The sequence below is a fragment of the Methylobacterium sp. 092160098-2 genome (assembly GCF_028920805.1).
GTDB classification, from domain to species: Bacteria; Pseudomonadota; Alphaproteobacteria; order Rhizobiales; family Beijerinckiaceae; genus Methylobacterium; species Methylobacterium fujisawaense.
In genome coordinates this window covers 5,036,922-5,061,321 of the sequence record NZ_JAQPZJ010000001.1, presented here as the reverse complement: position 1 = coordinate 5,061,321, position 24,400 = coordinate 5,036,922, and the positions used below count along the sequence as shown (strand labels likewise).

Annotated in this window: 20 protein-coding genes; 13 read left to right on the top strand and 7 right to left on the bottom strand. The window is 73.3% G+C overall.

Annotation, left to right across the window (positions count from 1 at the left end):
• Nucleotides 1-256 precede the first annotated feature (256 nt).
• The 5 genes from PQI07_RS23845 (at nt 257) to PQI07_RS23830 (ending at nt 4,889) form a co-directional block, all read left to right on the top strand.
• On the top strand, nt 257-1,231 hold the full coding sequence (locus PQI07_RS23845) for a S1C family serine protease (RefSeq protein WP_043345622.1): 975 nt from the start codon (nt 257-259) through the stop codon (nt 1,229-1,231).
• 188 nt (nt 1,232-1,419) lie between these two features.
• Nucleotides 1,420-1,689 carry a GCG_CRPN prefix-to-repeats domain-containing protein gene (locus tag PQI07_RS23840; protein WP_043345620.1) on the top strand — a complete coding sequence of 90 codons (270 nt, stop codon included), beginning with the start codon at nt 1,420-1,422 and terminating at the stop codon, nt 1,687-1,689.
• A gap of 283 nt (nt 1,690-1,972) precedes the next feature.
• Nucleotides 1,973-2,119 (top strand): DUF1127 domain-containing protein, encoded by a 147-nt coding sequence (locus tag PQI07_RS37895; RefSeq protein WP_012318555.1) that lies wholly within the window; start codon nt 1,973-1,975, stop codon nt 2,117-2,119.
• 89 nt (nt 2,120-2,208) lie between these two features.
• Nucleotides 2,209-3,636: a methylenetetrahydrofolate--tRNA-(uracil(54)-C(5))-methyltransferase (FADH(2)-oxidizing) TrmFO gene (gene trmFO, locus PQI07_RS23835; RefSeq protein ID WP_043345618.1), complete on the top strand. Its 1,428-nt coding sequence runs from the start codon at nt 2,209-2,211 to the stop codon at nt 3,634-3,636.
• Nucleotides 3,637-3,686: 50 nt separating this feature from the next.
• Nucleotides 3,687-4,889 carry a Zn-dependent hydrolase gene (locus PQI07_RS23830; RefSeq protein WP_274927550.1) on the top strand — a complete coding sequence of 401 codons (1,203 nt, stop codon included), beginning with the start codon at nt 3,687-3,689 and terminating at the stop codon, nt 4,887-4,889.
• 66 nt (nt 4,890-4,955) lie between these two features.
• Here the strand turns inward: PQI07_RS23830 and PQI07_RS23825 are convergent, their stop codons facing one another.
• Together PQI07_RS23825 and PQI07_RS23820 are read right to left on the bottom strand one after the other, a co-directional pair.
• Complete coding sequence (locus PQI07_RS23825) at nt 4,956-5,675, bottom strand: CatB-related O-acetyltransferase (RefSeq protein WP_043345613.1); 720 nt, start codon at nt 5,673-5,675, stop codon at nt 4,956-4,958.
• The gene (locus PQI07_RS23820) at nt 5,672-9,637 is read right to left on the bottom strand and encodes a glycosyltransferase (RefSeq protein WP_274927549.1); all 3,966 of its coding nucleotides are present in this window, start codon (nt 9,635-9,637) and stop codon (nt 5,672-5,674) included. Before PQI07_RS23820 ends, PQI07_RS23825 begins: the two co-directional genes overlap by 4 nt.
• A 330-nt stretch (nt 9,638-9,967) precedes the next feature.
• Here PQI07_RS23820 and PQI07_RS23815 point away from each other — a divergent pair, with 330 nt between their 5' ends.
• The 4 genes from PQI07_RS23815 to PQI07_RS23800 all read left to right on the top strand — a co-directional run bounded on the left by PQI07_RS23815 (nt 9,968) and on the right by PQI07_RS23800 (nt 13,598).
• A complete protein-coding gene (locus PQI07_RS23815) occupies nt 9,968-10,600 on the top strand; it encodes a PadR family transcriptional regulator (protein WP_043379768.1) in 633 nt (210 codons plus the stop codon).
• A 30-nt stretch (nt 10,601-10,630) separates the two neighbouring features.
• Complete coding sequence (locus tag PQI07_RS23810) at nt 10,631-11,560, top strand: glycosyltransferase family protein (protein ID WP_274927548.1); 930 nt, start codon at nt 10,631-10,633, stop codon at nt 11,558-11,560.
• Nucleotides 11,557-12,513 (top strand): glycosyltransferase family 2 protein, encoded by a 957-nt coding sequence (locus PQI07_RS23805; protein ID WP_274927547.1) that lies wholly within the window; start codon nt 11,557-11,559, stop codon nt 12,511-12,513. The genes PQI07_RS23810 and PQI07_RS23805 overlap by 4 nt, the downstream gene beginning before the upstream one ends.
• 149 nt (nt 12,514-12,662) lie before the next feature.
• Nucleotides 12,663-13,598, top strand: coding sequence for a hypothetical protein (locus tag PQI07_RS23800; protein WP_274927546.1), 936 nt, complete (start codon nt 12,663-12,665; stop codon nt 13,596-13,598).
• Between the two features lie 9 nt (nt 13,599-13,607).
• Here the strand turns inward: PQI07_RS23800 and rutD are convergent, their stop codons facing one another.
• The 4 genes from rutD to rutA form a co-directional block, all read right to left on the bottom strand.
• On the bottom strand, nt 13,608-14,408 hold the full coding sequence (gene rutD, locus PQI07_RS23795) for a pyrimidine utilization protein D (protein ID WP_043379757.1): 801 nt from the start codon (nt 14,406-14,408) through the stop codon (nt 13,608-13,610).
• On the bottom strand, nt 14,408-14,794 hold the full coding sequence (rutC, locus tag PQI07_RS23790; RefSeq protein WP_043756735.1) for a pyrimidine utilization protein C: 387 nt from the start codon (nt 14,792-14,794) through the stop codon (nt 14,408-14,410). The genes rutD and rutC overlap by 1 nt, the downstream gene beginning before the upstream one ends.
• A 114-nt stretch (nt 14,795-14,908) precedes the next feature.
• The gene (rutB, locus tag PQI07_RS23785; RefSeq protein ID WP_043379752.1) at nt 14,909-15,670 is read right to left on the bottom strand and encodes a pyrimidine utilization protein B; all 762 of its coding nucleotides are present in this window, start codon (nt 15,668-15,670) and stop codon (nt 14,909-14,911) included.
• Nucleotides 15,670-16,764: a pyrimidine utilization protein A gene (rutA, locus tag PQI07_RS23780; protein WP_043379750.1), complete on the bottom strand. Its 1,095-nt coding sequence runs from the start codon at nt 16,762-16,764 to the stop codon at nt 15,670-15,672. The genes rutB and rutA overlap by 1 nt, the downstream gene beginning before the upstream one ends.
• 452 nt (nt 16,765-17,216) lie before the next feature.
• Between rutA and PQI07_RS23775 the strand changes: the two genes are divergently transcribed.
• Nucleotides 17,217-17,630 (top strand): DUF4864 domain-containing protein, encoded by a 414-nt coding sequence (locus PQI07_RS23775; RefSeq protein WP_053608221.1) that lies wholly within the window; start codon nt 17,217-17,219, stop codon nt 17,628-17,630.
• A gap of 42 nt (nt 17,631-17,672) precedes the next feature.
• On the opposite strand, the gene PQI07_RS23770 is transcribed toward PQI07_RS23775, so the two are convergent.
• Entirely contained in the window at nt 17,673-18,002 is a 330-nt protein-coding gene (locus PQI07_RS23770; protein ID WP_274927545.1) for a hypothetical protein, read from the bottom strand.
• A 210-nt stretch (nt 18,003-18,212) separates the two neighbouring features.
• Here PQI07_RS23770 and thrC point away from each other — a divergent pair, with 210 nt between their 5' ends.
• The 3 genes from thrC (at nt 18,213) to PQI07_RS23755 (ending at nt 24,260) form a co-directional block, all read left to right on the top strand.
• Complete coding sequence (gene thrC, locus PQI07_RS23765; protein WP_274927544.1) at nt 18,213-19,625, top strand: threonine synthase; 1,413 nt, start codon at nt 18,213-18,215, stop codon at nt 19,623-19,625.
• Between the two features lie 160 nt (nt 19,626-19,785).
• On the top strand, nt 19,786-21,081 hold the full coding sequence (locus PQI07_RS23760; RefSeq protein WP_043379741.1) for a M16 family metallopeptidase: 1,296 nt from the start codon (nt 19,786-19,788) through the stop codon (nt 21,079-21,081).
• 302 nt (nt 21,082-21,383) lie between these two features.
• Nucleotides 21,384-24,260: an EAL domain-containing protein gene (locus PQI07_RS23755; RefSeq protein ID WP_236952982.1), complete on the top strand. Its 2,877-nt coding sequence runs from the start codon at nt 21,384-21,386 to the stop codon at nt 24,258-24,260.
• The last annotated feature ends 140 nt before the right edge of the window (nt 24,261-24,400 follow it).

Here is a 24,400-nt window from a genome sequence, read left to right as displayed (position 1 = left end):
GAGACACCGGGCTCCCCGCCGCCGCGCGGCGGGGACGCCCGGATCTCCGACAGGCCGTCCTCCGGGACGGCGCGCCGCCCGGCACCGCCGGGCGGTTTTTTGTTGTGCCGGCCCCGCCGCGGGCCGCCCCGAACGGGCCCGTTCCATGGGTCGCAACCGACCGCGGGTGACGCGGGCGGCGCTGACATCCTATGGTGTGCCGATGGCGCGGCTCCGGCGCCGACCGGAGCGCAGGCGGACGAGCCGAAGGAAAGTCATGGCGACGCAGGGCGAGTGGAAGATCCCCGCGCAGGCCCAGCCCAGGCCCGCGGATTACGGCTACGACCTCGACCGGGCGCTCTCGGCCGTGCTGGCCCTGTCGGCGCGGATCCCGGAGAGCGCGTTCACCGCCGAGACGCTCGGCACCGAGCGCGCCGGCAACGGCGTGGTGATCCGCGAGGACGGTCTCGTGCTCACCATCGGCTACCTCGTCACCGAGGCCGAGAGCGTCTGGCTCACCACCCGGGACGGCCGCTCGGTGCCCGGCCACGTCCTCGGCTTCGACGCCGCCACGGGCTTCGGCCTGGTCCAGGCGCTCGGCGATCTCGGCGTGCCGGCCCTCCCGCTCGGCCGCTCGGCCGGGCTGAAGACCGGCGACCGGGCCGTGCTGGCGGGGGCGGGCGGGCGCCAGCGCTGCGTCGCCGTCGAGGTCGTGGCCCGGCAGGAATTCGCCGGCTACTGGGAATACGTCCTCGACGAGGCGCTGTTCACCGCCCCCGCGCACCCGCATTGGGGCGGCACCGCGCTGATCGGTCCCCAGGGCGACCTGCTCGGCATCGGCTCGCTGCAGCTGCAGCAGGGCGGCGCCGGCGCGGCGCGGCCGATCAACATGGTGGTGCCCATCGACCTGCTGACGCCGATCCTCGAGGACCTCGCCACGCGCGGGCGGGCCAACCGGCCGCCGCGCCCCTGGCTCGGCCTCTACGCCACCGAGAGCGAGGAGGGCATCGTCGTGATGGGTCTCGCCGACAACGGTCCGGCCGAGACCGGCGGCCTCCAGGCCGGCGACGTGATCGAGGCGGTGGCCGGCGAGCCGGTGGCCGATCTCGCCGCCCTGTTCCGCAGCGTCTGGGCGCTCGGCGAGGCCGGGGTGCGGGTGCCCCTCACGGTCCGCCGCGAGGGGCGCGGCGTGAAGCTCGCCCTCGTCTCCGGAGACCGGGAACGGTTCCTGCGCACGCCCTCGCTGCACTGACGCCGCCCGGAGCGCGCAGCCGTCGCGCTCCGGGCGGCGTCGCCGCGGGTGCCGTCGTGGGTGCCGTCTTGGGTGCCGTCTTGGGCCTGTACCGGGCACAACTTACGGCTCAGCGACTGTTCAGGTGGCGGCGTCGAATCTGCCACGACCGGCTCCCGATCCGCCGGAAGCGTTGAGGAGATCCAGTCATGACGGTTCTGAGCGCACCGCGCGCGAAGGCGCTCGTGATGGCCGCCGCGATCGCCGGCGGCCTCGGGCTCGCGGGTACCGCCGAGGCGGCCGGGGGCTGCGGCCCCGGCTTCCACCCGAATCCCTGGGGCATCTGCCGGCCGAACTGGGGGCCCCGGCCCTACGGATACTGGCGGCGGCCGATCTACTATGGTGGCTACGGTGGCTATTACCGGCCGCGGCCGTTCTACCGGCCCTACGGCTTCTACGGGCCGCGCCCGTTCTACTGAGCCTCGCGCCGGGCGATTCGAACGGCATGACGGGCGTCCCGCCGACCGGCGGGGCGCCCGTCGCGCGTTGCGGGAGGCTTTCCGGGGCCTGCATGCGCACAAAGAATGACCATTTGGAAACCTTGCCGGTTTCTTAAGCCCGGTATGCACTTTCCGCAGGTCTGATGCTTGACCTTGCGACTCCTGCTGCGCTGCGGCGGGATTATATGTGCGTTGCACCAACAAGAGGCAGCGATGCGCAATGAGGCGCCGTCGTCTGCTCGAACAGAGGTCACAGCACACCATGTCCGCCGCCCGTAGCGTCCTGAGCCGCGTCCGCGCCTATCTCCGGTACCGCGACACCGTTTCCCAGCTGTCCCGCCTGTCGGACCGCGACCTGGCCGATCTCGGCATCAACCGCAGCGAGATCCGCGGCGTCGCCCGCGTCTGATCCCAGCGTTTGATCCCAGCGTCCGAGCCGAACGCCGTGAAGGACCGTTGCCCGTTGATCCGGGCGGCGGTCCTTCGCTATTTTCAGGCATGACACAGACCATCCATATCGTCGGCGGCGGCCTCGCCGGATCCGAGGCCGCCTGGCAGGTGGCCGAGGCCGGCCATCGCGCCGTGCTCCACGAGATGCGCCCCGTGCGCGGCACCGAGGCCCATCAGACCGACGGGCTCGCCGAGCTCGTCTGCTCGAATTCCTTCCGGTCGGACGACCCGGAGGGCAACGCGGTCGGGCTGCTGCATCAGGAGATGCGCACGCTCGGCTCGCTGATCATGCGGGCGGCCGACGCCAACCAAGTGCCGGCGGGCGGGGCGCTGGCGGTCGACCGGGAGGGGTTCTCCGCGGCGGTGACCCGGACCCTGGAGCAGCACCCCAACGTGACCCTGGTCCGCGGGGAGGTCGAGGGGCTGCCGCCGGAGGCGTGGGGCCCCTGCATCGTCGCCACCGGCCCGCTCACCGCACCCGCCCTCGCCGAGGGGATCCGGGGGCTCACCGGGGCCGAATCCCTCGCCTTCTTCGACGCCATCGCGCCCATCGTCCACCGCGACTCGATCGACATGGAGGTGGCGTGGTTCCAGTCCCGCTACGACAAGCCGGGGCCGGGCGGCACGGGGGCCGACTATCTCAACTGCCCGATGAACCGGGAGCAGTACGACGCCTTCGTGGCCGCCCTCGTGGCGGGCGAGAAGATCGGGTTCAAGCAATGGGAGGGCACGCCCTATTTCGACGGCTGCCTGCCCGTCGAAGTGATGGCCGAGCGCGGGCCCGAGACCCTGCGCCACGGCCCGATGAAGCCCGTGGGGCTCACCAACCCGCGGGACCCGCTGGTCAAGCCCTGCGCGATCGTGCAACTGCGCCAGGACAACGCGCTGGGCACCCTCTACAACATGGTCGGCTTCCAGACGAAGCTGACCTATGCCGAGCAGGTCCGGATCTTCCGCACGATCCCCGGCCTGGAGCGGGCCGAGTTCGCCCGCCTCGGGGGCCTGCACCGCAACACCTATCTCGACAGCCCGCGCCTCCTCGACGCCACCCTCCGGCTGAAGGCCCGGCCCGCCTTGCGCTTCGCCGGCCAGATCACCGGCTGCGAGGGCTACGTGGAGAGTGCCGCGGTCGGGCTGATGGCCGGCCGCTTCGCCGTCGCCGAGGCGGCCGGCCGGCCCCTCGCCCCCCTGCCCCAGACGACGGCCCTCGGCGCGCTCATCGCCCACATCACCGGCGGCCACGTCGCGGCGGACGGCGAGGCCAACGCCCCGCGCTCGTTCCAGCCGATGAACGTCAATTTCGGCCTGTTCCCGCCGCTCGCGCAGGCCCCCCGCAACGAGACCGGCCGGCGCCTGCGCGGGCCCGAGAAGGCCGCGCTGAAGAAGCGCGCGCTCACCGACCGGGCCCGGACCGACCTCGCCGCCTGGATGGCGGGGACGCAGCCGGCGGACTGGAGACCTGCGGCGGCGGAATAGGAAGGCGCATGCGGCTTGCAGGGGGGCGCCCTCCAGCATCCGGGCCCCGCATGATCGAGATCGACACCCGCGCCTTCCTGGCCGACCTGTACGCCCTGCGCGAGATCGGCCGGTTCCGCACCGGCGTCCACCGGCCGACCTTCTCGCCCGAGGACATGGAATCCCGCCGCTGGCTGATGGCCAAGTTGGAGGCCTGCGGGCTCGCGGCCTCCATCGACGGGATCGGCAACGTGCTGGGGCGCCACCGCGGCCCCGGCCCGCATCTCTTGGTCGGCAGCCATATCGAGACCCAGAACGAGGCCGGCTGGCTCGACGGGGCGCTGGGGGTCGTGGCCGGGGTGGCGCTGGCCCGAGCCGGCCTGCCCGTCGACGTCGTCGCCTTCGCGGACGAGGAGGGGCATTTCTCCGGCGGTTTCCTGGGCAGCCGCTCGGCGATCGGCGACCTGACCGAGGCCGAGATCGACGAAGCCCGCAACCGCACCGACGGCACCCCCCTGCGCGCGGCGCTCGAAGCCGCGGGCCTGGCCGGCCTGCCCCGGATGCGGCTCGATCCGGGCCGCTACCGCGGCTTCCTGGAGATGCATATCGAGCAGGGCACGCAGCTCGAATCCGCCGGCCTGCATCTCGGCGTGGTGAGCGGCATCGTGGCGATCTGGCAGTTCCGGATCGTGTTCGAGGGCAACCAGGACCATGCCGGCGGCACCACCATGGCGGAGCGCCGGGACGCGGGCCTCTCGGCGGTGCGGTTCCTGGCGGCGATCGACCGGGCGTTTCCGAAGGTCTGCGGCCCGCGCAGCACCTGGACCACCGGGCGGATCACCCTGGATCCCGGCGGCTTCAGCATCATCCCGGGCCGGGCGGAGGTGTTCTTCCAGTTCCGCGACGTGGCGATGCCGGTGCTGGAGCGGATGGAGGCCTGCCTGGAGGCGCTGGTGCGCGAATCGAACCGGCGCGAGCGCTGCCCGGCGACGCTGACGGCCCTCTCCAAGGCGATCCCCGCCCCTTGCGACCCGGACCTGATGCGCGCCCTCTCGGAGGCCGCCGAGCGGGTCTGCCCCGGCGGATGGCAGGTGATGCCCTCGGGGGCCGGACACGACGCGCAGAACGTCGCCCGGATCCTGCCGGCCGCGATGCTGTTCGTGCCCTCGATCGGCGGCATCAGCCACCATTGGGCGGAGGATACGAGCGACGCCGACCTCGCCCTCGGGGTGCGGGCGCTCGGGGACGCGGCCGCCCGGGTGCTGGCGGGGTGAGCGTACCGTGCCCCGGGCTCTCTGCCGATCGGCCGGAGCGAACGGGCCGTCGCGGCGCCCCGGACCTCAGGCGCCCGGCAGCAGCGACTGGATCGGGATCAGGTCCGGCCGGTATTCCTGCATCCCGCCGGCGATCCGCTCCTCCACGGCGTCGAGGAATTTCTCCGGGTCGGTGATCGAGCACTGGCGCAGGTCCCAGAAGGCGTAGCGCCACCACTGCACCTTCAGGTAGCGCTCGATCAGCGCGTCGGGGAAGCGCATCTTCACGATCCGGGCCGGGCTGCCGGCCACGATCGCGTAGGGCGGCACGTCCTTGGTCACCACCGCCATGGCGCCGATGATCGCCCCGTCGCCGATCGTGATGTCGGGCATCAGGAAGGCGCCGTGGCCGATATAGACGTCGTTGCCGATGCGCACGCGCTTGGGCCACAGATAGGGGCCGCAGATCTCGTAATCCTCCGCCCGCGGGTCCAGGCGGTCGAACACCGCCGAGTGGTGCGTGTAGAACAGCGGCGAGGTCGAGCCGCAATGGACCGGGTGGCTGCCGCGCCCGACCTGGACGCTCTCGCCGATCGAGCAGTAGCGGGCGATGTCCGCGCCGAAATAGTAGCCGCTCACCGCGTACGAGAAGGCTCCCATGGTGAGGCAGTAATCGATGCCCATCCACTTGATGCTGCACGGTGGCTCGAAGGTGCAGTCCTCCGGCAGTCCGAACGGAGCCGGATGCAGCACCGAGATGCCGCGCCGCAGCATCTCCTGCTTCATGTCCTCGTTGACGGAGATCATGCGGCGTCCTCGTCGATGCGGCGGCGTTCCGACCCGGCCGGTGCCGGGTCCAGGCCATAATAATCGTGCAGCAGGTCGCCGTAGACGGCGGCCCGGATCGGTCCGGAGAATCGCCCCGCATCCGAGACGTCGAGGGCGAGCAGCCGGTCGTTGAAGGCGGCCGGGTCGGTGACGAGGGCGCAGGGCATCAGGTGGCCGTTCGGATAGGCGCGCAGCCGCTCGGCCGGTGCGCCGAGGTCGAAGGCCGCCACCGGCAGGCCGGTGCGCAGCGCCAGCGTCAGCGCGTACGAGTAGGTCTCCGGCCAGATCGCCGGCAACAGGACCAGGTCGGCCGAGACCCGCCAGACCAGGTCCAGGGCCTCGTGGTCGCCGGCGTAGCGCCCGGTCTGGGCGACCCCGACCTGCTCCAGGCCGACGGCCAGGGCCGGGTCGGAGAAGCCCACGATCGAGAAGCGCAAAGGCAGCTTCCGATCCTGCGCGTCGGTGGCCAGCGCCTGCAGGAACAGCCCGCCCTTCGTGGCGCTGATCGCGCCGAGCACCGCGACGCGGCGGACGCGTCCGGGCCGCTGCAGGGCGGTGGAGCGCACGCTGCGCTCCGGCTCGACATGCGGCCGGACCGTGACCGCGAGATCCGGGTACACGTCTCGGATCCGGCCCGCCGTGTCGGCGGACGGCGCGAACACCCGCGAAGCCCCCGCCAGGAACGCCCCGAACGCCGCCCGCCGCTCGCCCGGATCCGGCTCCTCGAACCCGTCCGCGTCCGAAGCCAGACAGGCCCGGCACGCGCTGACCGGCGCCAGCCCGCAATAGCGCCCGTCCGGCTGCACGAGGTGGTTGCGGTGGCACACCGGCGAGTAGTCGTGCAGCGTCCAGGCGTAGGGCCGGCCCGACCCCGCCATCCGATCCATCAGCGCCCGCGCCGCCGCCCAGCGCAGCCCCGCCAGCGAGTGCACGTGGATCAGGACCGGCGCCAGCTCTGCGATGAAGCCGCCGAGTTCGTCCGCGTCCCGCGGCAGGTACAGGCTGTCGAGGTTGGGCAGGTACAGGAATTCGGGGCTGCGGTAGGCGACGTGGACCTCGAGGTTGCGGGTCCGGTCGATCTGCAGCAGCACGACGCTCAGGCCCTCGGCCCGGGCCTGGGCGACCATGTCGTCGATGTGCCGCTGGATGCCCCCGCCCCAGGAATGGGTCACGTACAGGAGCGCCCGGCCGGCGAAGTGCCGGGCCAGCCGCGCCCGGTCGAGCCGCGCCCGCCCGCGCCGGCCGGGATCGGCCTGGACGAACTGGCCGACCCGGGCCGGGTAGTCGGGGTGCTTGGCCAGCAGGGCCGCCTGGCCCTGGACGTACTCGCCGCCCTCGTCGAGCCCGAACGAGATCTGGCCGGCATGGTAGACGAACACGTCCTCGGCGAGCAGGTTGACGAAGCCCGCCTTGATGGCGCGCAGGCACCAGTCGTTCTCCTCGCCGTAGCCCTTGCCGAAGGCCTCGGCGTCGAGGGTGCCGACGGCGTCGAGCGCGGCGGCGGTCATGTACATGCAGAAGCCGACGCCGGTGGGCACGGGCACGGCGTGGCCGCGGTTGACCTGCGCGGCCATGCGGTCGAGATCGGCGCGGTCGATCTCCAGCGGCATGGTGTTGTTGGCGTTGAAGCGCGGGTAGGAGCAGATCGTGGCGTTGTTGGACAGCGGCGTGACGCTGCCCACGCGCAGCCCCGCCCCGGCTTCGGCCCCGGCTTCGGCCCTGGGGGCGGCCTCGGCTTCGACCTCGGGTTCGACCTTGGGGTCTGCGTGGGCGACGAGCCGGTCGAGCCAGTCGCCGAAGACCTGCGCGTCGGAATTGAGCAGGACGACGGCGCGGCCCTGGCGCAGGCCGAGGGCGCGGTTGACCGAGCGGACGAAGCCGAGGTTGCGTTCGTTCTCGACGAGGTGGAACAGGCCGCGGCCGGCGAGCCGGGCGAGGTCTGCGGTGAGCTCCGGGTCGGGGGAGCGGTCGTTGACGGCGAGCAGGGTGAAGGGCGTGGCCTGGGGCTGGGACAGGCAGGCGTGGAGGGCGCGCAGGGTCTCGCCGCGGCCCTTGTAGACCGGGACGATCACGACGACCCGGGCCTGGTCGATGGGCAGGGCCTGGGGCAGGCGGTCCCATGCGTCGGGCGCGGGGGCCTCCATCGGCGGGTAGGCGCCGAGATCCTCGGGGGCGGCCATCAGCCCGGCGGCCCGGCCCGTGCGCACGTAGTGCAGGAACGGCGACTCCCCCGCACCCAGGAGATGGCCGTAGGTCTCCCTGTAGAACGCGATGGAGAAGGTCGCGCTCGGATCGCGCCCCTCGTGCTGGCCGTAGGCGACGAAATGAGCGAGCGGTCCGCCGGGGGCGTCGGCGGCGTCGGGGTTGCGCTTGGCGTAGAAGGCGGCGTCGAAGAACGGCGCGATCAGGCGGGCCTCGTCGGCCAGCGCCGCCGCCCGCGAATCCGGCGTGCCGTAGCGGGGGTGGAAGGCACCGGCCGAGATGTCGGCGCCGTGCAGGAGGGCCGTGGCGAGGACGTGAACGAGGGGCGCCACCCCGGTCTCGCGCACCCCGGGATGCGCGTCGCAATAGGCCTGTCCGTCGAAATCCGCCCTGGGGTTGCGGCCGTTCCGCCAGCCGGTGTCGCAATAGTCGCGTACGGCGTCGTCCGCCTCGGACAGCCCGTAGCGCGCCCGGTAGAAGCCGTGGTCGAAATGCCCCGCCACCAGCCGCGCCTGCAGGTCCAGGAGCCCGTCCCGGTCGCAGGCCGCCTGCCCGATCGCCCCCAGCCAGCCCGTATCGGCGATCGGCGCCCGCGCCGGGCGCAGGCCGCAGACGCCCAGCAGCGCGGCCAGCGTCGAGCGCCCGGGCCCCGGGTCGCGCAGCTCCCGCCAGCCCGCCTCGGCGAAGTGCAGGTACGGCTCCCGCCCGCCCACGTCCGGGTAGGTCGCCCGGTACCAGTCCGCATCCACCGCCGGCAGGTTCAGCCGGTGCGGCTCGGCGAACGGCGCGCCCCCGGACAGCCGGGTCTCGGCGACGTAGCGGAAGAACGGGTCGTCGCCGACCGCCCGGCTGCCCGCGCGGGCCTGCACGAAGCCGGCCGGGTCGAAATCCGGCCGCGGGCTGACCCGCGCCCGCCAGCCCTCCGCCACGTAATGGCGCAGCAGCGCGGCGTCCGAGGCCCCGGCCAGCGCCTCGGCCAGGGGGCCGGGCAGGCGCTGCCGGTAATGGGCGGCGTCGAAGTAGGGGGCGAGGGTCTCCATCCGCAGGGCCAGCGCCGCGTCCGGGTCGGGCCGGGCGGGTCCGCCGTTGCGGACGTAGTGCACCAGCGGGTTCTGGGTGGCGAAGGTGAGGCCGCGGGTGAGGCAGTAGGCCAGGGTGTCGAACTGCGGTGCCGGCTCGCGGCCCTCGCGCCAGCCGGAGGCCATGTAGTGGTCGACCGGATCGACGCCGGCGGCGGCGAGGTCGGGGTTGTTGGCCAGGTAGAAGGCCCCGTCCACGAGGCGGCGGGCGAGGCGCTCGGCCTGGGCCGTGTCGGGCTTGGGCAGGGGCGCGCCGGCCGCCCCGCCCGCGCCGCCACCCTCGCCGCCGGCCCGGGCGCGCCGGCGCGTGAGGGCGTGCAGGAACGGGTTGATGCCGGCCCGGGCGAGGTAGGGGCGGTCGGCGAGGTAGGCGGCGGAGTCGAAGTCGGGGCGCGGGTCGCGGCCCTCGCGCCAGCCGTGGACGAGGTAGTCGCGCACCGGATCGGCCGTGATCCCGTACCAGCTCGCGTAGAAGGCCGCGTCGACATGCGGGGCGAGGGCGCCGATCAGGCGCGCCTCGAGATCCGCACCGGTCGCCGCACCGGCCCAGCGGCGGTGCAGCGCCGCCGGCTTGGCCAGCGGATCGCGCAGCCGGCCGAGGCGGCGCCGCATCCGCGTCAGGGCCGAGGTCCGGCCGGTCCCGTCGGAGCCGCGGCGCATCTCAGGACTCTGCGGAGGGGCGTTCGCCGCGGGCCGTCACGAGGCGCGGCATCCATCGGCCGCCCGCCGGGCGGGCGCGGTCGAGGCGCGGGGCTCTGATCGGGTCATGGGCGGCAGCTGGCGGGCAGCGTCGGGGGCGCAAGGCGGCGCGGGAGCGGTCATCCTGTCGGACACCTGTCGCACTAACGGAACCGGCGGAATCCGTAAACCGTGGGTCGCCGGCACCGTCCGCCCAGGATGGCGGCGTCGCGGGTCGGAGGCAGGCGCCTTGCGGGCATCCGGTTTTCGATATATCTTATATTTAGACATATCGAAATCGAGTCGAAAATCATGCACCCACACCGCCCGGATGTCCTGCACGCCGATCCCTTCGATGCCTTCCGCGTCCGTGCCCATCGCGGCCCGATGGGGGCCGATCCCCGCGGGCGGCACGGTCCGCACGGCCACCACGGTCGCGGACCCGGGGAGCGCCGGATGTTCGGCCGGGGCGGCCGGGGCGACCTCGCGCGCTTCTTCGCCCACGGCGACCTGCGCCTCGTCATCCTGCACCTGATCGCCGAGAAGCCGCGCCACGGCTACGAGATCATCAAGGCGATCGAGGAGCGGGTCGGGGGCGCCTACAGCCCGAGCCCCGGGACGGTCTACCCGACGCTCACCCTCCTGGAGGAACTCGGGCACGTCACGGTCACCCCCGGGGAGGGCACCAAGCGGTTGCACACGATCACGCCGGAGGGGCAGTCCGTCCTGGACGGCAACCGCCCGGTCCTCGACGCGATCCTCGCCCGGATGGCGGAGGCCGAGGCCGCCCGGGGCGACGGTCCGCCGCCCTCGGTGGTGCGCGCTCAGGAGGGTCTGAAGCTCGCCCTGCAGATGCGGCTCGCCCGCGGTCCGCTCAGCGCCGAGCAGGCCGCCGCCGTCACGGCCGCGCTGGAGGCGGCGACCGCCGCGGTGGAACAGGCGTGAGGGATCGCGATCGCCGCCGGGACGCGACCGGTGCCTGACCCGCGGCTCAGCCGCCTCGTGCTCGGGGTCACCCTGTTCCGGCCGGGTCCGGAACAGGTGGAGCGCGTGTGCGCCCTGGCCTCGGCCGGCTTCGCGGCGGTGATCGCCTTCGACAATGGCGGCCTCCCGGCCGGGGCGGCGGAGCGCCTCGCCCGGGCCGGCGTCACCCTGCTGTCGGAGGGGTCGAATCTCGGCATCGCCGAGGCGCTCAACCGGATCGCCGCGGCCGCCCAGGCCGCGGGCGCCGGGACCCTCCTCCTCCTCGACCAGGATGCCGAACCGCCCGGAGATCTCGCCGCCGCGCTGCTGACGGCCCAGGACCGGCTGCGGGCGGCCGGGATCCCGGCGGCGGTGGTGGGCCCGGCCCCGGCCCCGGCGCCCGGCCACAAGGCGCCCGCCTACCCGCCCCGTCCCGGCGCGCCGGGGCATGGCGACCTCGCCCCGGTGCAGTTCCTGGCGACTTCGGGCTCGCTCGTCGACCTCGCCGCCTTCGCCCGGGTCGGGCCCTTCCGCGGCGACTTCTTCATCGACGGGGTCGAGCTCGAATGGTGCTTTCGCGCCTGGAGCCTCGGCTACGGCTGCTACCAGACCCGCGCCGTCGCGATCCCGCACCGCGTCGGCGGCGGGACGATCCGGGCCTTCGGGATCGCGATGCCGCGCCAGCCCCTGTTCCGCATGGGGACCTATCTGCGCAACGCGATCTACGCGTGGCGGCTGCCGCACGTGCCGCTGCGCTGGAAGCTCGCCCAGGCCGCCTACCTGCCGCTCCAGGCCGGGCTGTACTGGGCGGATTCGGGCTGGCGGCCCGCCGTGCTGCTCAGGCTCCTCGCGGCCGCCCGCGACGGCGCCCTCGGGCGCCTCGGGCCGCCCCGGGATCTGCCCAGAGATGAGCCGAGAGATGAGCCGAGGGATCTGCCGTGACCGACCGCCCTGCCCTCGACGTGGTGATCGTCAACTGGAACGGCGGCGGGCTGCTGCGCGCCTGCCTCGCGAGCCTCGCGGCCGCGCAGGACGCCGCGGCCGTGCAGGTCATCGTGGTGGACAACGCCTCGACGGACGGCTCCATCGAGACCCTGCCCGCCCTGCCCCGCCCGCTCCGGCTGATCCGGAACGCCACGAATCTCGGCTTCGGCCGGGCCTGCGACCAGGGCGCCGCCGCCGGCGACGCCCCCGCGATCCTGTTCCTCAACCCGGACACGCAGGTCGCGCCCGACGCGCTCGGCGTGGCTCTGGCCGCGCTGATGGCCGACCCGCGGACCGGGATCGTCGGCGCACGCCTCGTCGAACCCGACGGGCGGACCGCGCGCTCCTGCGCCCGGACCCCCTCGGCGCTGGGCCTCCTCGGCCGCGCCCTGGCGCTGGACCGCCTCGGCCTCCTGCGGCCGCACTTCCTCCTCGAATGGGACCATGCCGCGGACCGCGCCGTCGACCAGGTGATGGGCGCCTTCCTGATGATCCGCCGCGACCTGTTCCGGACGCTCGGCGGCTTCGACCCGCGCTTCTTCGTCTACTGGGAGGATGCCGACCTCTGCGCCCGAACCCGGGCGGCGGGCTTTTCCGTGCGGCACGTGGCCGGGGCGGTCGCCCGCCATCTCGGCCAGGGCACGACCCGGCAGGTGCGGGCGCGGCGGCTGTTCTACTTCCTGCGCAGCCAGATCCTCTATGCCGGCAAGCACCACGGCGTCGCCGCGGCCCTCGCCCTGACGGCGGCGAGCTTCGGCGCGCAGGTGCCCCTGCGGCTCGCCCTGGCCCTCGCCCGCCGCTCCCCCGGGGAGGCCGCGGAGGTCCTGCGGGCGGCGGGCCTCCTGGCTGCGGCGCTGCCGGGGCTCGTGCCGGACCTCCTGGGGTCCGCGCGCGCGCGGGCCGCCGGCTGAGCGGGCCGGCTGAGCGGGATGGCGATGCCGCACGCGACCCGAAGCGCCCTCCGCGCATCCCCGCTCACATGCCCCGTCATATCCGCCGGCACATCCGCCTGCCGCCTCATCGGCCGGGACGGGGCCGCGGCGCCGCACCGGATGCGGCCGTGAACCTGACCTTCGCCGGCGACGGCCGTTTCTGGGCCTGCGCCTTCCTGGGCCTCGGCCTGCCGGTCTGCCTCGCGCTGGCCTGGATCGATCTACCCGGCGAGACCCCGTCCGCCCTCGATGCCTTCGTCCGGCTCGCCCGCATCGCCGCGTTCCTGAGCCTGGGTGTCGCCGCCCTGGCCGTGGCGACCCGGGGACGGGCCGCGCTGTTTGCGCTGCTGTGCTGGCCGGCCTCCCTCGCGGCCGCCTCCGGTCCGGACGGGCTCGTCCTCGCGCTGGCGGCCCTCGCCGCCGCGCTGCTCAGCCCCCGGCCGATGACGGGCCGGTACAGGCCTGCGCGCCTCGCCGGAGCGACGCTGGCGATCGCCCTGGTGGTGCTGGCGCGGCCGGCCTGCGCCCCCCTCGCCGGGATGCTGCTGGTGCCGTTCCCGCCGCCGGGACGGCTTGCCCGCACCTGCCGGGAGCGGCTGCCCCTCGCCGCACTCGCCCTCTTGCCGGCCCTTCTGCCGGCGCTTCTGCCGGCCCTCTCGGCTGCGAGCCTCGGGACGCCGCACCCCGCCGGAGCCGGGCACGGGCCCATGGCCCTGCCCGTCCCGCTGCCCGGTTTCCTCTCCGGGCTCTGGGCCGTCGCGCTGCTGGTGCCGCTGGTCGCGCTGCGGCGCGGCCCCCTGCCCCCGCGGGCGGAGCAGCTGTGGCTCTCGGGGGGCGCGCTGCTCGGCCTCTGGCTGATGGTCGGGGCGCAGGCCCTCGCCCCGGCGGGCGGCCCCGGCGGGCTGCAGATCCGAGACCTCCTGCCGCTGGCGCCGATGCCGATTCTGGCCTTCGCCCGGGGGCGGATCGGCACCGCGGCGGCCCTGCGCTGGCCGGCCCTGCTCGTGGTGCTGGCCGCCGCTCTCGACGCGGTGGCGCTGCCGATGATCGCGCTGCGGCTTTAGGAGAAACGCTCAGTCCCGGTCGAGGAAGTCCAAGAGTGCCCGGTTGAACGCCTCGGGCCGGGTGACGCTGTGGGCGTGGCCGCCGTCGGGGGCGAGGGCGAGCCGGGCCTTGGGCAGCGCCGCCGCCAGCCGCTCGGACCGCGTGTAGGGCACCAGCACGTCGTCCCGGGCCGCCATCACCAGGGTCTCGTGGCCGATCGATCCGAGACGCTCCGCCACCGTGAAGCGCTCCAGGGCGGCGATGCGCGCCAGCACGGTCTCGGCGCCGGGGAAATGCGCCAGCGCCTGCGCCTCGTCGCGGGCGACGCGCTCGGCCTGCGCGGAGAGCCAGGGCGCCGGGTACAGGAAGATCGCCTGGGCCCGCACGAAGGCCTCCGGGCCGCCCCCCGCCAGGATCGCCCGGCGGGCCGCGAAGCAGCGGCGCGTGGCCGGGTCCAGGGCGTCCCAGCCGTTGATCACCACGATCCGCCCGACCCGGTCGGGCGCGTCCAGCGCCATCTGGAGGGCGATCAGGCCGCCCAGGGCGTGGCCGACCACGTCCGCCCGATCGATCCCGGCTTCGTCCAGCACCGCGCACGCGTCCCGCGCCATGGCGGGGATGTCGTGGTCCGGCCCGAGGGGGCCGGGCGAGCGCCCGGTGCCGCGATGGTCGTAGGTGACGACCCGGAACCGCGCGGTCAGGGCCGCCATCTGCGGCGCGAAATAGCCGGCCCCGCCGCCGAGCCCCGGCGAGAGCAGCACCGGCCGCCCGTCCGCCGGGCCCGCCACCGCGTGATGGAGGGAGGCCGCCCCCGCCGCGCGCCTGGCCATCAGCGGCCGATATGGGCGACGGAGGCGATCTCCACGCGGGCCTCGGGCTTCACGAGGCCGCACTGAATGCAGTAGCGCGCCGGTTTCTCGCCCGGAAAATACTCCGCGTAGACGGCGTTGATCGCCGCATAGTCGGCCCAGTCCGCCAGGAAGACGTGGTTGAAGGTGACGTCGGCCATCGTGCCGCCCGCGGCCTCCACCACACCCTTGATGGTCTCCAGCACGTGGCGGGTCTGGGCCGCCGCATCGCCGACATGGACCACCTGGGCATCCGCATCCAGCGGCAGCGTGCCCGAGACGTACAGGACCCCGTCGGCCAGCGTGCCCGGCACGTAGGGGGCCAGCGGCTTGCCGGTTCCCGGCGGTATCACGACCTGCTTGGGCATTCCCCTGCGCCTCCCGCACGCGACCTGTCGGCCGGCCCTTGCAGGCTGCGCGGGAGGCCGCAGCGCGGCGGCGTTCGGGCACCCTGCCGGTCACCGGCCGGGTGCGCGATGCACTTATCCGGCCAGGTCGACGCCGGCAGCGTCAACCGCAGCGGGTGAAGGCGCCCCGAGGGCCCTCTCGAAGGCGGGGACGTCCGAGACCCAGCCGAAGAAGGTCTCGATATTGGCGAGCGCCGCGTGGTGCAGGCTCTCCGGCCCGGCCTGGTGCGTGGCGTCGGCCAGCACGATCCCGAAATACTCCCGGTGGAACCCGTCCCGCAGGGTCGACTCGACGCAGACGTTGGTGGCGATGCCGGTGAAGACCAGCGTGGTCACGCCCCGGGCCCGCAGGGTGCTGTCGAGGGGCGTGTTGTAGAAACCGCTGTAGCGCGGCTTGCCCATCACGATATCGCCGGGCTCCGGCCTCAGGGCGTCCACCAGCGCGTAGTCCCAGGATCCCTTGGCGAGAAGCTGCGTGTTCGCTTCAGGATTCCGGCGCATCGTCTTGAGGGCGTTGGATTTGTGCCAGTTCGGCGAGCCCGGGCCTCCGGCCTCGACATAGGCCGGGTCCCAGCCGTTCTGGAACCACAGGACCGGGATGCCGGCGGCCCGGGCCGCCGCCACCGCCCGGGCGATCCGGGCGATCACCGGGCCCGTGCCCGACACGTCGAAGCCGGCCCGGTCGAGGTAGCCGCCCGGGCTGGCATAGGCGTTCTGGACGTCCACGACGATCAGGACCGTGGTCGCGGGATCGAAGGCGATCGGCTCCGGGCGGGCCGGCAGGATGACGCCGCCGTGGCGGCCGTTCGGGTCGCGATATCCGGCGGGGGCGTCCATCAGGCCACCTCGGGCAGCGGCGCCGCCGTCACGTGCCGGCGCGACCGCATCAGCGGCTGGATCCGCGTCCCGAACGCGTCGAGGCCCTTGAGGAAGTCGTCGAAGACCAGCAGCACGCCCTCCACCCCGTCGATGGTCATGACGGCGTCGAGCATCGCGGCCACGCCGGCGTAGCTGCCCACCAGGGTGCCCATGTTGAGGTTCACCGCCGAGGCCGGGTCGGCGAGCTGGCGCACGTTGGTGTCGCCGCCGGACTTGGTGTCGGCCGCGCCCTGTAGGCCGAGCCACGCGATCGCCTCGGAATCCGCACCCGCCTTGTAGTGCGCCCAGGTGGCCATCGCCGCCTCGTCGGTCTCGTCGGCGATGATCATGAACAGGGCGAAGGCCGTCACCCGCCGCCCGGTCCGCGCGCTGGCCTCCGCCAGCTTCTCCACCACGGGGGCGAAGGCGGTCGGCGTGTTGAGCCCCTTCCCCAAGCAGAAATTGTAGTCCGCGTACTGGGCCGTGAAGGCCAGGCCGGCGCCGCTCTGGCCGGCGCAGATGATCTTCATGGGGGCCTGCGGACGGGGGCTCAGCCGGCAATCGTTCATCTGGAAGAACGCGCCCTTGCGGTCGCTGACACCCGTCTCCCACAGATCGCGCAGAATCTGAGCATACTCCGCTAAATAGTCGTAACGCTTGGCAAAATACTCATCCCCGGGCCAGAGGCCCATCTGGTCGTATTCCGGCTTCTGCCAGCCGGTGATGAGGTTCAGGCCGAAGCGCCCGTCCGAGATCGAATCGATGGTCGCGGCCATGCGGGCGACGATGGCGGGCGGCAGGCACAGGGTCGCCGCGGTGGCGAACAGCCGGATCCGGGTGGTGACGGCGGCGAGCCCTGCCATCAGGGTGAAGGATTCGAGGTTGTGGTCCCAGAACTCGGTCCTGCCGCCGAAGCCGCGCAGCTTGATCATCGACAGGGCGAAGTCGAGGCCGTAGCCCTCCGCCTTCAGGGTGACCGCCTTGTTGAGCGCGAAGCTCGGGCGGTACTGCGGGGCGTTCTCCGAGAGCAGCCAGCCGTTGTTGCCGATCGGAATGAACACCCCGACGCTCATGGCCGGCCCGGCTCCGGGCGCCGGCCCCGCTCCGGGCACCGGCCCGGCTCCACGGTCCGGAGCGGCCGCGTCCGGGATCGCGTCCAAGGGCGGCCCGGTTCGGGGGCCGGCGCGATCGTCCGCATGGCTCTGCATCATCGTCCCACGCTCCGTCCGGTCGGTTCCGCCGGAACCGAGTCGACGCGCGGAGGCTCGCAAAACCGCGGCGGAGGGTCAAACCCGCGGCGCCCATGCGGCGCGAAAATGCCTATCTTTCCAGCGGCTTGCACAACCGAGGCGCGATGTCTGCTCAACCCGTGCGCGCGTCCCGTCCGGCCGCGCCGACCCGCCGAGACAAGCTTTCGTGCGGCAAGATTACCGGCGATGTCGGGCGTCGATTGCCGTCGACGGAGCGGAGACCATCTTCATACGACAATGATAAATCTCGATCCGACCCTGCCGGAGTGACATCGATGCGCGTGTGGCCCGTCCTGCTCCTCGTCCTCGGCCTCGCGGGACCGGCGGTGGCCGACGAGACGGCGCGCGCGGCGGCCCGGGCGGTGATCGCCAAGCAGGAGCAGGCGCTGGGCCGCGACGACGCGCAGACCGCCTACGAGCAGGCCGCGCCGGGGATCCGGGACCTGTTCCCGAATGCCGACCTGTTCATCGGCATGGTCCGTAACCAGTATCGTCCGGTCTACCGCCACCGCAGCTTCGTGTTCGGCGAGGCGCGGGACACGGACGAGGCGGGCGTGGTCCAGTCGGTGGCGATCCAGGACGAGTACGGCATCGACTGGACGGCCGAGTACAGCCTCGCCCGGGACGCGGACGGGCAGTGGCGCATCACCGGCTGCCGCCTGGTCAAGGCACCCGGCGCGCGCGCCTGAGGGGTGCCCGCCACCGTCGCGGCGGGCACGGGCCTGTCGGCCTCAGGGCCGGAACGCCGCGAGTCTGTCGAGCATCTGCAGGGCGACGTCGGCGCAGGCCTTCGTCGAATCGTCGTCGGCGCATTTCACGTCGAGGCGCGCGTCGCCGCGCTCCAGCACGATATGGGCGGCCCGCGACGGCGGCGGCGGCGGAGGTGGCGGCGGGGGCCCGTCGGGCCCGGGGCCGCGCCTCGGGTCGCCGGGCGGCGGGGGTGGCGCGCCGGCCTCGGGCCCGGGCCGCGGGCCGCCGGGCGGCGGCGGTGGGGCCTGCGCGAAGGCGGCGGTGCCGCACAGCAGCGCCGCGGCACCCGCGAGGGCGATGAGTCGGGTCATGTCGGCTCTCTCCGAGGCTCGATCCGCCCCGCCGGCTGGGGCGCCGCGGGGTGCGCCGGCTCTAGGGCGTACCCGGGAAACCGGCCCTGAACCGGCCCGTTCAGCCCCGGTTAAAGGCCGGGCCCCCCGGGCGGACCGGCCGCGTCGTCCGGAGCTTTCGACAGGCCCGCCCGCATCGTGTAGAGGGAGCGCCTTCCCTCGGAGGACCCTGTGCTCCACGTCTCGACTCGCGGCGCGGCCGCGCCGCTCTCCTTCTCGGACGCGCTCCTGGCGGGCTTGGCCCGCGACGGCGGGCTCTACGTGCCGCAGACCTGGCCGCAGATCGGCCGTCCGGAGATCGCCGCCCTGGCGGGCCGCCCCTACGCGGAGGCCGCCAAGTGCGTGCTGCGCCCGCTGATCGACGGCGACGTCGCCGGTCCGGACCTCGACCGGATGATCGACGCGGCCTACGCGACGTTCCGCCACCCGGCGGTCTGCCCGCTGACCCAGCTCGACGACAACCTGTTCCTGCTGGAGCTCTTCCACGGGCCGACGCTCGCCTTCAAGGACGTGGCGATGCAGCTGCTCGGGCGGCTCATGGACCACGTGCTGACCCAGCGCGGCGCCCGTGCCACCATCGTGGGCGCGACCTCGGGCGATACCGGCTCGGCCGCCGTGGAGGCCTTCGGCGGCCTCGACCGGGTCGACGTGTTCATCCTCTACCCGCACGGGCGGGTCTCGGAGGTCCAGCGGCGGCAGATGACCTCGGTGCCGACGCAGAACGTCCACGCGCTGGCCGTCGACGGCACGTTCGACGATTGCCAGAACCTCGTCAAAGCCCTGTTCCAGCACGCCGATTTCGCCGACGCGGTGCGGCTGTCGGGCGTCAACTCGATCAACTGGGCCCGGGTCGCCGCGCAGGCGGTCTACTACTTCACCAGCGCGGTGGCGCTGGGCTCGCCGCACCGCCCGGTCTCCTTCGCGGTGCCCACCGGCAATTTCGGCGACGTGCTCGCCGGCTGGGTCGCCAAGCAGATGGGCCTGCCGGTCGGGCGGCTGATGATCGGCACCAACGCCAACGACATCCTGGTGCGCACCCTGGAGCACGGCGCCTACGAGCTGCGCGGCGTGGTGCCCACCACCTCGCCCTCCATGGACATCCAGATCTCGTCGAACTTCGAGCGGCTGCTGTTCGAGGCGCTGGGGCGCGATTCCTCCTCCCTGTCGCGGCTGATGGCGGGGCTGAAGCAGTCCGGCGGGTTCTCGCTGAGCCCCGAGGTTCTCGCCACGGTCCGCTCGGACTTCGACGCCGTCGCGGTGCCGGAGCCTGACGTGATGGAAGAAATCGCCCTGACCCAGGCCGCCACCGGGGTGGTGCTCGACCCCCACAGCGCCATCGGCGTGCGGGCCGGGCGGCGGCTCCTGGAGCAGGATCCGGCGACCCCCGTGGTGGCGCTCGCCACCGCGCATCCCGCCAAATTCCCGGATGCGGTCGCCAAGGCCACGGGCGGCCTGCGCCCCGCCCTGCCCCCGCACCTCGCCGACCTGATGGACCGGCCCGAGCGCCTGACCCGGGTGGCCAACGACCAGGCCGCTCTGGAGACGCTCATCCGCGAGCGCGCCCGCATCACGAGGGGGGCGTGAGCTTGGCGCGAGTCGCGCGACGAGCCCCCTCTCCCGAGCGGGAGAGGGTTGGGGTGAGGGTCGAGAACCGTCCGGAGAGGTCGCACCCCTCACCCTGTCCCTCTCCCGCACGGGAGAGGCGACCCGCGCCCGATCCGGCCCCCTTCGCGACGAGCCGTCGATGAACCAGCACTTCTCCACGCACGCCGCCTCGCCGTCCCTGCGCACCACGCGGCTCGACAACGGCGTCACGGTGGTCACCGAGCCGATGCCCGGGGTCGCCACCGCCAGCCTCGGCGTCTGGGTCGGGGCCGGCTCGCGCAACGAGCGCGCCGACGAGGCCGGCCTGTCCCACCTCATCGAGCACATGGCGTTCAAGGGGACGCGGACGCGCTCGGCGCAGAAGATCGCCGAGGAGATCGAGAATGTCGGCGGCGAGATCAACGCCGCCACCTCCACGGAGGGGACGAGCTACACCGCCCGGGTCCTGGGCGAGGATGCCGGCCTCGCCCTGGACGTGATCGGCGACATCCTCACCGATTCGGTGTTCGACGCGGGCGAGCTCGCCCGGGAGAAGGGCGTGATCCTGCAGGAATACGCCGCCGTCGAGGACACCCCCGACGACGTGGTCTACGACGCGTTCACGGAGGCCGCCTTCCCGGACCAGCCGGTCGGCCGGCCGATCCTCGGGCGGCCCGAGACGATTCGGAGCTTCGACGAGGCCGGCATCCGCGCCTATCTCGACCGGGAATACACGCCGGACCGCATCGTCGTCGCCGGCGCCGGCGCCGTGACCCACGAGGCGATCGTGGCGGCGGCCGAGCGCCATTTCGGGGGGCGGCCCGCCAAATCCGCCCCCGCCTCCGTGCCGGGCGTCTACGGCGGCGGCGAGCGGCGGATGCCGCGCAAGCTCGAGCAGGCCAACGTGGTGATCGGCCTGCCGGGCCTCTCCTTCCGGGACGACCGCTACTACGCGCTGCACATGTTCGCGCAGGTGCTGGGCGGCGGCCTGACCTCGCGGCTCTGGCAGGAGGTGCGCGAGACCCGCGGCCTCGCCTACGAGATCCAGGCCTTCCACTGGCCCTTCTCGGATTGCGGCCTGTTCGGGATCGGCGCCGGCACCGCCGGGGCGGACCTGCCCGAACTCGTCGACGTGACGCTGGCGGCCACCGCCCGGGCGGCCCGCGACCTCGACGCCGTCGAGATCGCCCGCGCCAAGGCGCAGCTCAAGGTCTCGCTGCTCTCGGCGCTGGAGACGCCGGGCGGGCGCATCGAGCGCAACGCCCGCCAGATCCTGGCCTGGGGCCGGGTGATCCCCGCCGGAGAGGTGATCGACAAGGTCGACGCCGTCACGGTGGCGGATGTCCGGGCCGCGGCGGCCGCGATGCTGCAGGGCACGCCGACGCTGGCGGCGATCGGCCCGATCCGCAAGCTGCCCGCCCTCGACAAGATCGCGGGTGCGCTCCGAGCGGCCTGAGAGGCGGTCGGATCTCCGCGAACAGGGATCCGGCTCCCCCGCATCCCGAGGCGCCCGCCGACGCGGGCACCGCAGGCTGCGGGGGCGTGTGGAATGGACCGGTTCCGAGACGCTCAGAATCCTGCCGCGGAGCCGCCCCCCGCCCCGCCCAACTTGATTTGGCCGCAAAGGGGCGCGATCCGCGGGCGGTGGACCGGCCCCGGGGCGACCTTGCCCCAGGTGAGGCCCACCCCTATCGATCAAGGCCGCCCGGGCGGCTGACGCCGAACCTCGCACGGCCGGAAGTCAAGACACCCTTGCGCATCCTCGCCCTCCTCCTGTCCCTGGTCGGCGGTCTCGTCGGTGCCCTCGCGCTGGGGGGGCCGGCCCGGGCCGTGGAAGCGGTCCGCGTCACCCTCGACGCGCCGGTGATCGACCTGACCACCGCGATCGAGCGCTACCGCTCCGACGGCGACCTGATCCAGATCTCCACGGCGCCCGGCAAGGACGGCATCGTCCGCCGCATCGTCGTGAAGGCCCGCGACGCCGGCGCCCGGCCCGACTGGATCGTGTTCGCGCTCACCAACGACACCGACGAGCAGATCGACCGCATCCTCGTCGCCCCGCATTTCCGGCTGGTGGATTCCGGGGTGATCTGGCCCGATCTCGGCGGCTCGCGGATCGCCGCCATCACGGCGAGCCAGGGCATCCGCCCGGAGCGCGACGAGAACCCGGAAGCCGACCAGTTCACCATCACGCTGGATCCCGGCGCCACCGTCACCTACGTGGCCGAACTGCGCGGCTCCAACGTCCCCCAGCTCCGCCTCTGGGACCAGGACGCCTACCGCCGGAAGGCCGCAGGCCTGACCCTCTACAAGGGCATCATCATCGGGATCAGCGGCCTGCTGGCCCTGTTCCTGACCATCGTGTTCGTGGTCAAGGGCGCGATCATCTTCCCGGCCGCCGCCGCGCTCGCGTGGTCGGTGCTCGCCTATGCCTGCATCGATTTCGGCTTCCTGCAGCGGGTCTTCCCGGTCACCGAACTGGCCGAGCGGGTCTACCGGGCCTCCGCGGAGGCGGTGCTCGGGGCGACGCTGCTGGTCTTCCTGTTCGCCTATCTCAACCTCGCCCGCTGGCACGTGCGCTACAGCCATGTGGCGTTCTTCTGGCTCGCCTTCCTGGCCGGCCTCGTGGGGCTCGCGGTGTTCGACCCGCCGGTGGCGGCGGGCGTGGCCCGGATCTCCATCGCGGCGGTGGCCGGCATCGGCCTGCTGCTGATCGTCTACCTCGCCGCCCATAACGGCTACGACCGCGCCATCCTGCTGGTGCCGACCTGGCTGCTCCTCGTCGTCTGGGTGACGGCGGCGGGCTTCGCGGTCACCGGCCAGATCGGCAGCGACCTCGTGCAGCCGGCGCTGATCGGCGGCCTCGTGCTGATCGTGATGCTGATCGGCTTCACGGTGCTCCAGCACGCCTTCGCGGGGGGCGGGCTCAGCCACGCCCTCGTGTCCGACACGGAGCGGCGCGCGCTGGCGCTGACCGGCGCCGGCGACGTGGTGTTCGACTGGGACGTGCCCGCCGACCGGGTCTTCGTCGGCCCCGAGATCGAGGGCCAGCTCGGCCTCGCCCGGGGGACGCTGGAGGGACCGGCCACCAACTGGCTCGGCGCGCTCCACCCCTTCGACGTGGAGCGCTACTCGGCGGCCCTCGACACGGTGATCGAGGAGCGGCGTGGCCGCATCGTCCACGATTTCCGCCTGCGCTCGGAGGCCGGCGCGTTCTTCTGGTACCGGCTGAAGGCGCGGCCCGTGATCGGCGCCGACGGCGAGGTGATTCGGGTGGTCGGCACCATCGCGGACGTCACCGAGGTGAAGACCGCCGAGGAGCGCCTGCTCCACGACGCCGTGCACGACAGCCTCACCGGCCTGCCGAACCGCGAATTGTTCGGCGATCGGCTCGATGCGGCGCTCGCCTTCGCCGGGCAGGACCAGCGCCTCAAGCCCACCGTGATCGTGCTCGACGTCGACCGGTTCAAGGGCATCAACGACGCCATCGGCCTGTCGGCCGGCGATTCGATCCTGCTGACCCTGTCGCGCCGGCTCGGCCGGCTGCTGCGGCCGCAGGACACCCTGGCCCGGGTCGCGGGCGACGAGTTCGCGGTGATCCTCCTGTCGGAGCGCGACCCTGACCGGATCCTGGCCTTCGCCGAGATGATCCGCCGGGCGATCGCCACGCCGATCACCTACGCGGACCGGGAGATCTTTCTGACCGTCTCGATCGGGCTCGCCCTCTACGAGGCCGGCGCCAACCTGAAGCGCGACGAGGTGTTCAAGAGCGCCGAGATCGCCATGATCCAGGCCAAGCGCAACGGCGGCGACCGCATCGAGGTGTTCCGCGCCCATATGCGCACCGACCGCTCCGACCGGCTGATGCTGGAGAGCGACCTGCGCAAGGCGATCGAGCGCAACGAATTGCGGGTGCTGTTCCTGCCGGTGGTCCGCCTCGAGGACCGCACGGTGGCGGGGTTCGAGACCGTCCTGCGCTGGGACCATCCGAAGCTCGGCCGCATCCCGGCCTCGACCTTCATGCCGCTCGCCGAGGAGAGCGGCTTCGTGGTCAATCTCGGCATCTTCGCCCTGGAGCGCACCGCGCTGGAACTCGCCGCCTGGCAGCGCTCCCTGGAGGTCGAGCCGCCGATCTTCGCGGCTTGCAACCTGTCCTCGCGCCAACTCCTGCGCCACGACCTCCTGCACGACGTGAAGACCGTGCTGGCCCGCTCCGGGGCCCTGCCCGGCTCGCTCAAGCTGGAATTCAGCGAGAGCCTCGTGATGGAGAATCCGGAATACGCCGCGCAGATGCTGGCCCGGATCCACGACCTCGGCGCCGGCCTGTGCCTGTCGGATTTCGGCACCGGCTACTCGGCGCTCTCCTATCTCCAGCGCTTCCCCTTCGACACGATCAAGGTCGACGCGACCTTCGTGCGCCAGATCGGCACCGGGCAGACCGCGATCCTGCGCTCTATCGTTCGCATGGCGAGCGAATTGAACCTCGCCATCGTGGCGGAGGGCTGCGAATCGGAAGCCGACGCCCAGGCGCTGGCCGGGCTCGGCTGCGAATACGCGCTGGGCCCCGCCTTCGGCGAGCCGATGACCATGCTGCAGGCCCGCCAGATCGTCGGCGCGGCGCCTGAGGCGGCCTGAGATCCCTCCTGCGGGGCCGACAGCTGTGCTGCCGGCCACCGACACCATCGCGGCCGGGGATGCGATGCCTCCGGACCACGTCAGGCTCGTGCGGGACGGCTTCGCGAAGGTGCGGCCCATCGCCGGGACGGCCGACCTGT